This window comes from Azospirillum sp. B4, assembly GCF_000333275.1.
Lineage (GTDB): Bacteria > Pseudomonadota > Alphaproteobacteria > Azospirillales > Azospirillaceae > Nitrospirillum.
Window position 1 is genome coordinate 20,873 of record NZ_BACU01000091.1, and the last position, 7,873, is coordinate 28,745.

At 68.8% G+C, this 7,873-nt stretch carries 7 protein-coding genes; 3 read left to right on the plus strand and 4 right to left on the minus strand.

Annotation, left to right across the window (positions count from 1 at the left end; all coding sequences use genetic code 11):
* Positions 1-41: 41 nt before the first annotated feature.
* From I55_RS04595 to I55_RS04610, 4 genes are all read right to left on the minus strand, one after another.
* Positions 42-641, minus strand: coding sequence for a biliverdin-producing heme oxygenase (locus I55_RS04595; RefSeq protein ID WP_049973825.1), 600 nt, complete (start codon positions 639-641; stop codon positions 42-44).
* Positions 642-792: 151 nt separating this feature from the next.
* Positions 793-2,622: a GMC family oxidoreductase gene (locus tag I55_RS04600; protein ID WP_044559327.1), complete on the minus strand. Its 1,830-nt coding sequence runs from the start codon at positions 2,620-2,622 to the stop codon at positions 793-795.
* On the minus strand, positions 2,622-3,092 hold the full coding sequence (locus I55_RS32745) for a hypothetical protein (RefSeq protein ID WP_049973826.1): 471 nt from the start codon (positions 3,090-3,092) through the stop codon (positions 2,622-2,624). Before I55_RS32745 ends, I55_RS04600 begins: the two co-directional genes overlap by 1 nt.
* Before the next feature lie 125 nt (positions 3,093-3,217).
* Positions 3,218-4,624 (minus strand): hypothetical protein, encoded by a 1,407-nt coding sequence (locus I55_RS04610; protein WP_049973827.1) that lies wholly within the window; start codon positions 4,622-4,624, stop codon positions 3,218-3,220.
* Between the two features lie 193 nt (positions 4,625-4,817).
* Between I55_RS04610 and I55_RS36810 the strand changes: the two genes are divergently transcribed.
* From I55_RS36810 to ligD, 3 genes are read left to right on the plus strand one after another with little or no spacing between them, the layout of a single operon-like run.
* Entirely contained in the window at positions 4,818-4,967 is a 150-nt protein-coding gene (locus tag I55_RS36810; protein WP_157999499.1) for a hypothetical protein, read from the plus strand.
* Positions 4,968-4,976: 9 nt separating this feature from the next.
* A complete protein-coding gene (locus I55_RS04620) occupies positions 4,977-5,867 on the plus strand; it encodes a DUF72 domain-containing protein (RefSeq protein WP_044559329.1) in 891 nt (296 codons plus the stop codon).
* A gap of 15 nt (positions 5,868-5,882) precedes the next feature.
* The gene (gene ligD, locus I55_RS04625) at positions 5,883-7,862 is read left to right on the plus strand and encodes a DNA ligase D (protein ID WP_252181010.1); all 1,980 of its coding nucleotides are present in this window, start codon (positions 5,883-5,885) and stop codon (positions 7,860-7,862) included.
* Positions 7,863-7,873: the final 11 nt, after the last annotated feature.

The window sequence follows — 7,873 nt, forward strand, 5'->3', positions numbered from 1 at the left end:
AACCGCTTGCCGGAAATTTGAGGTTAAATGATGGCGGCGGCTCAGCTTCTTGACACCCGCCGGGTGGCGTGGCTAGCCCCATAATGGTCCAACACCTGAGCGGCGGCCCTTTGGAATAGACTGAAGGACAAGGCCGCCGCCTCCAAAGCCGCCGCCCGTGCGTCGCCGTCCGCCGGCTCACGGTTCAGCAGCGCCACGAAGTCCCGCCAGAAAGGCGCGCCCCGCCCGTGGGCAAGGAACCGCGTGGCGCCGCTGATGCGCGGATCATCCGACCGCAGCGCCCGGCGCAGCAGCACCTCCGCCCCCAGCCGCGACCCTTCCAGCACATAGAGATGGCCCAGCATTTCGGCCCGGGTGCGGATGACCGGCGTCTCGACCAGCGTGGTGGGGGGGCGGGCGTCCAGGGCGGCCATGTCGGCTTCCAGCGCTTGGCGGCGGCGGCGTTGCGGCCAGTCGGGCAGCAGATCCGCGACCCCCGCCGCTTCCAGGCTCAATTCCACGGCCCGCAGGGCCGGGTGCTGCGCCTGCAGCAGCAGGGCGTAGTCCGGCATGCGGCCCACGTCCAGGGATGAGAACCGCTGATCCAGGGCGGCGTGGCAGGCCGCCGTGCCGGCGCGTAGCTCCTCCCTCAGTCCCGTCACAATAATCCCTCGCCGAACCATCCGTCCTCACCAAGGACATATCGTATGGAGGGGCGATTTCAATAGAGGGTTCGCGGTGCCAGGGGGCCGCCGGCAAAGGAAAGCCCCCGGCCACGACGGGGCGGCCGGGGGCTTGGGGAACTGGGAAACCTCAGCCCAGCTGCGTCAGCACCGTGGCCGCCGCGCGCAGGGCCAACGCCGCGATGGTCAGCGTCGGATTGGCGGTGGCGATGGTGGGGAAGACGGAACTGCCCAGGATGTACAGGTTGGGGTGGTCCCAGGTCCGGAGGTTGGCGTCCACCACCGAGGTGGCGGCGTCCCCGCCCATGCGGCAGGTGCCCACGACATGGCCGGCGCCGTAGTAGATATAGTCTTGGCCCTCGTAGCTGAAGGTGGTGGGGCCGGCGGCCGGGTTCTTGTCGGTGACCTGCTCCGCCCCCATCCAGGCGAACAGCTGGTCGGCCGTCTGCCGGGCGGCGGCGAAGCCCGCCTTGGTGTAGTCCGACAGCTGGTAGTGGATCTGCGGCCGTGGCAGGCCCAGCTTGTCCTTCCAGGTCGGCGACAGGGTGACGCGGTTCTCCGGGTCGGGTGTCTGTTCCACCAGGAAGGCCATGCGGAACTGCCGCGTGTAGCGGCCGTTCAGGGTGGCGACCAGCGCCGCCCCGGCGGTGCCGATCTGGCTTTCATCGTCGCCCAGCACTTCGGCCAACAGGCTGGTATAGGGATCGCCGCCGGGGAAGTTCCAGCCCTCGTTGCCGATCTCGATGCGGAAGGCGGCGCGATCCTCACGGAAGGCGCCGTCGCGCAGGGATTCGATGCCGGAGGTCGACAGGGGCCCGCGATAGGGGAAGACCTGCTTCGAGGCCAGGCCCCAGGCCAGGTACAGGGGGTGGTCCATCAGGTTGCGGCCCACCTGGTCGCTGGAATTGGCGATGCCGTTGGGCGTCTTGCCGCCGTTGGTGGACATCAGCAGCAGCTTGGGCGTCTCGATGGCGTGGGCGGCCAGGACGTAGATGGTGCCGGTGGCCGTCCCCCTGCCCACAACCCCGCCATCGGGGCCATCATATTGGACCCAGGAGATGCCGCCGATGTTGGTGTCATCCCCGGCCAGGTCCACCGACACCGCCACCGTCTGGTACTGGATGGTGACATTGCCGGTCTGCAGGGCGGCGTTCAGGGTGACGCTGGGGTCGTATTTGGCCTGGATGGGGCAGATGGGGATGCAGTTGGTGTTGCCGCCGCAGGCGCGCCGGTTCTGGTAGGGGCGGGAATTGCGGCCGGCCGGCGTCGTGGTGACGGTCAGCGTGGCGCCGTCCAGCTGCTTCCCGTCCACGGCGGCGGCGACGTACTGGTCCACCAGGGTGTTGGGCAGGGCCGGCATGGGGTATTCGTAGCCGGCGGGGAAGGTGATGCCCAGGTAGGCCTGGTCGGCGACATTGGCCGACACACCGATCTCCGCCTCCGCTTGGCCGTACCAATCCTCCAGGTCGGCGTAGGTCAGCGGCCAGTCGATCTCCACGCCATAGGTGCTGCGCATGGCGAAGTCATGGGGCACGTGGCGCAGGGTGGTGCCCAGCCAGTGGCGGGCCGTGCCGGCGTTGGTGCGCTCATAGGTGCTGGCGAAGGCGGTGGGCCCCTGCTGATCCAGGTAGGACTGGCTCTGGTTCTGCCAGCTGTCGGCGCTGAGCGTCAGCACGGTGGGCCGGGGCGCGTTCAGCAGGGTGGGGTTGGCCAGGGTGAAGGTGGCCGCGTCGCTGAACAGGTTGGGGATATAGGGCGATTCCGGCACCTTGGCCGGCGACTGGAAGAAGGTGTGCAGATAGCCATCGATGTTGACCGGCAGGGGCGCGCCGGCCTCCAGGATCAGCACCTTCTTGCCGGCCTCGCCCAACTGCTTGGCCATCATGGCGCCGGAGATGCCGGAGCCGACGATGACGACATCGTAAGCCGGGGCGGCGGTGGGTTCGGTCGCGGCGGTCATCACGCCTGCCCTCCTGCGCTGGTGGGGGTGTAGGGGGGCGGCTGCTGTCCGATGAAGTTGTCCAGCGTCGGCGGCTGGCCGTTCCAATAGCCGAAGGGATAATCGGCGGAGCCCATGGCGTGGGCCTGGGCCACCTGCCACATGAATCCCTGGGTGTAGGCGTCGTCGGAAATGACGCGGGGTACCGCCCGTTGGGCGGCGGGATACAGCTGGCCGGACGCGTACCAGGCGCCGCTGTACCAGGCCAGGATGATGGACTTGGCCATGTAGGCCGTGGCCGTGTTGCCGGGAACCAGCAGGGTCTGCAACAGGACCGCCGGCGGCGTGGTCGGGGCGGCGGCGGTGAAGGTGTCGATCAGCTGGACCAGGGCCGTGGCGTTGTCGGCATAGGCCGCGTCCAGGATTTCCTGGTGGACGTTGTTGACCGGGAAGGACGGCAGCAGGACGTCCGCGGCGATGCCGGTCAGCAAGGCCGACAGGTTGATGAAGTCGGCCCATGCCCGGCGGGGTGCCCGGGGCGGGCGGCGTGCTTAGATCGCTCATGAGCGTGTTCCCATAGGAGGGCGGCGGGGCGGGTGGCGGATTGGCGCCGGCCTCACTGCGTCGCGCGTTCCAGGATGTAGGTGAAGTCGGACGGCGTGCCGGCGGTGTCGACCGCGTTGTTGTGGCAGGCGATGCAGCTGCTGCTGCTCTGCGGCACGGTGCCCTGGATGTAGGTTTCCATGGTCGTGTTGGCCAGGAATTGGGGGAAGGGCTTGCCCGTCGGCGTCGCCTTGTTGTCCTGTTGGGTCGGCCACTGCGTGCCCACCAGCATGTAATTGGCCCAGACGCTGCCGGCCAAGGGCGCCTGCCACTTGGCGTTCATGTCCCTGTAGGCCTGGACCAGGGCGATGACGCGCGTGATCTGGCTGGTGTAGCCGTTGGGGAAGGGCTGGACCGCCGGGTTCCACGGACGGGGCGGCGGCGTGTTCACTGGGCATTTGCTGGTGTCGCAGCCCACCTTGTAGAAGTTGAAGGTGTCGGTCGCTTTCAGGCTGGCCACGGACGCGGCCTCCGGCACGTTGCGCACCTGTTCGAAGGTGGACCACACCCACTGCGGGAAGCGCTGCACCTTGTTGCCGATGTGCATGCCCACCAGGCCCATCACCTGCTTCTCGCAGGCCTCCGGCGCGGTCGCCGTCGCGGGGGTGTAGACCAGGGCGGTCATGGTGTGGAAGGCGGCGGGGTTGTCGCTGGGCGCCATGACCTTCCATGCCAGTTTCATCATCACCGCGCCCTCATAGCCGGGGGCGGTGGCCACCGGCTGCGCCGGCGTGACGGGCCCAATCTGCAGGCCGCCGGGGAAGGTCATCATCGGCTGGGTCGCGTTGGGCGGCGTCTGCGTGGGCTTATAGGCCGCCTGGCCCGCCTTGGTGTTCAACTTGTTGCCGATGATGAAGTCGTACATCGGCTTGTTGATCAGGATCTGATAACGGACGTAGTGCCCCTGCTGGTCGATCAGCGGGCCGGTGTCGAAGGGTTGGGTCGCGGCCGTCAGCAGATCGGGCGTCTTGCCAACCATGGTCAGCACCGGCACGCCGGCATCGGCCTTCAGCGCCTGGCAGGCCTGCGGCACGGGGGCCTGCTGGCCCCAGGCCGGCGGGGTGGGCGTCATCACCGCCAGGGCGTCGGCCCAGCCCTGCCAGAGGGCGGGCGCGTCGCCGCCGGGGCCGGCACCCTTGCCGATGGTGGTCTTGCCGTCGGCAGGCCAGTTCAGCGCCACGAAGCTTTGCCAGGAGAAGGTGTCGAAGCTCTGCTGGATCTGCGCCGGCACACCGCCGTCGGCCGACGTGGGCACATCGCAGGGCATCAGCGGGCTCAACGCCGCGGCGGCCGTGCGGGTGTTGGCGTTGCAGGTGACGGGGACGGAGTAGGGATCCGGCGTGGGGGTGGGCTGGGCCGATACGGCGGGCGCCGCCAACAGGCTCAGCAGGCCGACAAGCGGCAGGGCATGTATCTTCACGGTTGTTCTTCCGTGTTGGTGTGCGGAGTGAAAGTAGGTAGCGCGCCGGCGCACTACCCGCAAGCTAAAACCGACAGTAGATATAATTTAATACTTTAACGCGTTATTATGGTGGAATTCGTCCTCAAGGAACCCATTCCCCCTTCCAACGGTTGCTATTTCCGTGACCCGGCAACTGGGTGAGGGCCCGAACATGGAACGCAAGAAAGACCACGTCGTCCTGACCGCGCGCGAGGCGCGGGGCGCGACCCTGGGCCGGCCGGTGCTGGCCGTCCTTCTCGTCAGCCTGGCCCTGGTGATCGTGGCCTTCGCGCTCGCCTGGTGGCTGGGCAAGTGGTGGTGACGCGGCATCATGGTGGCGCACGCGGACGTCCGTATCGGCATTTCCGGCTGGACCTACGCCCCCTGGCGGGGCGCGTTCTTTCCTGAAGGGCTGCCCCAGCGCCGCGCCCTGGAATACGCCAGCGGCGTTTTCCGCAGCATAGAAATCAATGGCACCTTCTATGGCCTGCAAACCCCGGACGTGTACGCCCGTTGGGCCGATGAGACGCCGGACGATTTCGTCTTCGCCGTCAAGGCGCCGCGCTACATCACCCATATCCGGCGGCTTAAGGATCCGAAGGTCCCGGTGGCCAACTTCCTCGCCTCCGGCCTGCTGCGCCTGGCGGACAAGCTGGGACCGATCCTGTGGCAGTTTCCGCCCAGCTTCCGCTTCGACGCGGCGCTGATGGAAGAGTTCTTGGCGCTGCTGCCCCGGGATACCGGGCAGGCGGCCCACCTGGCCCACAGCCATGACGGCAACCTCAGGGCCCGCGCCTGGATGCGGGCGGAAACCAACCGCCGCCTGCGCCATGCCGTGGAAATCCGGCACGAGAGCTTCCGCGACCCGGCCTTCATCGATCTTCTCCGCCGGCACAAGGTCGCCCTGGTTTGCGCCGACACGGTGGAATGGCCGCTGCTGATGGACCTCACGGCGGACTTCGTCTATTGCCGCCTGCATGGCAACGCCGAGCTCTATCGCAGCGGCTACGCCGACACCGAACTGGACCGCTGGGCCCGCAGGATCGGCGCCTGGGCGGACGGGCGGCCATTGGACCCGGCGGACGTGGGCCGGGATAGCTACGTCATTCCACCAACGGACAAGCATCCGGCGCCACGTGATGTCTTTGTCTATTTCGACAATACCGACAAGCTGAGGGCGCCTGACGACGCGCGGGCCCTGGCCGGCCGGGTCGATCATTGAGGGGACGTGGAAGCCATGGGCCGCGACACCCCTGACGACGACGTGCTGCCCCGCCTGGCTGAAACGCTGGCGCCATCACGCCCCAAGGCCAAGGGTCCGCCCCCGGCCTTCATGGAACCGGCACTCGCCACGCTGGTGGATGTCCCGCCGGAAGGACCCGGCTGGCTGTTCGAGGCCAAGTTCGACGGCTATCGCGCCGTGGTGTCGGTATCGGGCCCGGATGTGCGCATCCACACCCGCTCGGGCCTGGACTGGACCGACCGTTTTCCCGGAGTGGTGCGGGCGCTGGCGGCGCTGAATTTGCCGCCGGTGCTGCTGGACGGGGAGATCGTGGCCCTGGACGCCCGGGGGCTCAGCAGCTTCAACACCTTGCAACGCGCCATGCGCAACGATCAGACGGCGCTCAGCTATTATGTCTTCGACCTGCTGGCGGAAGCCGGGCGCAACTGGGCGGACCGGCCGCTGGTCGATCGCAAGGCGCGGCTGGCCGCCCTGCTGGGGGAAACGGGCAAGACCGGCCCCATCTTCTACGCCGACCACGTCGTGGCCGGCGGCACCGGACTTTGGGCCACCCTGTGCGAACAGGGGTTCGAGGGCGTCATCGCCAAGCGGCTGTCAGCCCCGTATCGCTCCGGCCGTGGCCATGACTGGCTGAAGATCAAATGCGGCAACCGCCAGGAATTCGTCGTCGTCGGGTGGTCGCCCTCCACCCATGGGCGGGCCTTCGCCTCATTGCTGCTGGGCCTGCGGGAGGACGACGGGCTGTTGCGCTATGCCGGCCGGGTGGGCAGCGGCTTCGATGGCGACACCCAGGCCAGCCTGCAGGCGCGGCTTCGCGCCCTTTCCCGCAAGGCGCCGCCGGTGGCGGAGGACGGCGTTCCCCCCGCCGTCGCGCGCGGGGCGCGCTGGGTCCGGCCGGAACTGGTGGCGGAAATCGCCTTCGCCGGCTTCACCGCCGACCGATTGGTGCGCCAGGGCCGGTTCATGGGCCTGCGCGGCGACAAGCCCGCCCAAGCCGTGGTGCTGGAAAAGGCGGAGCCGGTGCGCCAGGCGGCGGCCGAAATGGTGGGCGCCGTGGCCCTGACCCATGCGGACCGGGTGCTGGACCCGGCCTCTGGCCTGACCAAGCGGGGGCTGGCCGACTACCTGCGCACCGTGGCACCCCGCATGCTGCCCCACGCCGCCGGTCGGCTGCTCAGTCTGTTGCGCTGTCCGGAGGGAACGGCGCAGGCCTGCTTCTTCCAGCGCCACGCGGGCGGCAGCATGCCGGCCCCGTGGCGGCGTAAGCCGGTACGGGAGAAGGACGGCCGGCAGATGGACTACTTCTATGTGACCGATGCCGATGGCTTGGTGGCGGCGGCGCAGCTGGGCGTGCTGGAACTGCATCTGTGGGGCAGCCTGGTGCGTAAGCTGGAATCGCCCGACCGCCTGGTCTTCGACCTGGACCCGGACGTGGGCCTGCCCTTCGCCAAGGTCAAGGCGGCGGCGGTGGCCTTGCGTGACGTGCTGGCTGCCCTCGACCTTGCCAGCTTCCCCCTGCTGACGGGAGGCAAGGGCGTGCATGTGGTCGCGCCCCTGGGGCCTGGCGGCGGCCGGCGCCAGTGGCCGGTGGTGGCGGCCTTCGCCAGGGCCGTGGCCGAACAGCTGGTGGAGGCCGACCCCGAGGCCTATGTCGCGACCATGAGCAAGGCGCACCGCCAGGGCCGCCTGTTCATCGACCATTTCCGCAACAGCCGCGGCGCCTCCGCCATCGCCCCCTATTCCACCCGGGCCAAGCCGGCGCGGGCCGGCGGCGGCACCCCCATCGCCTGTCCCGTCAGTTGGGACGACCTGGCGAAGGCGGAACGGGCCGACGCCTACAGCACCGCGGATGCTATGGCGCTGGCCGGCCGCCCGGACCCCTGGGCCCGGTATTTCCAGCTGGACCAGGATCTCAGCACCGCCAACTGCCGGGTGCTGGGGGTGAAGGTGGGCGCGGGGGCCTACAGCGGATGAGCCAGGAGGCC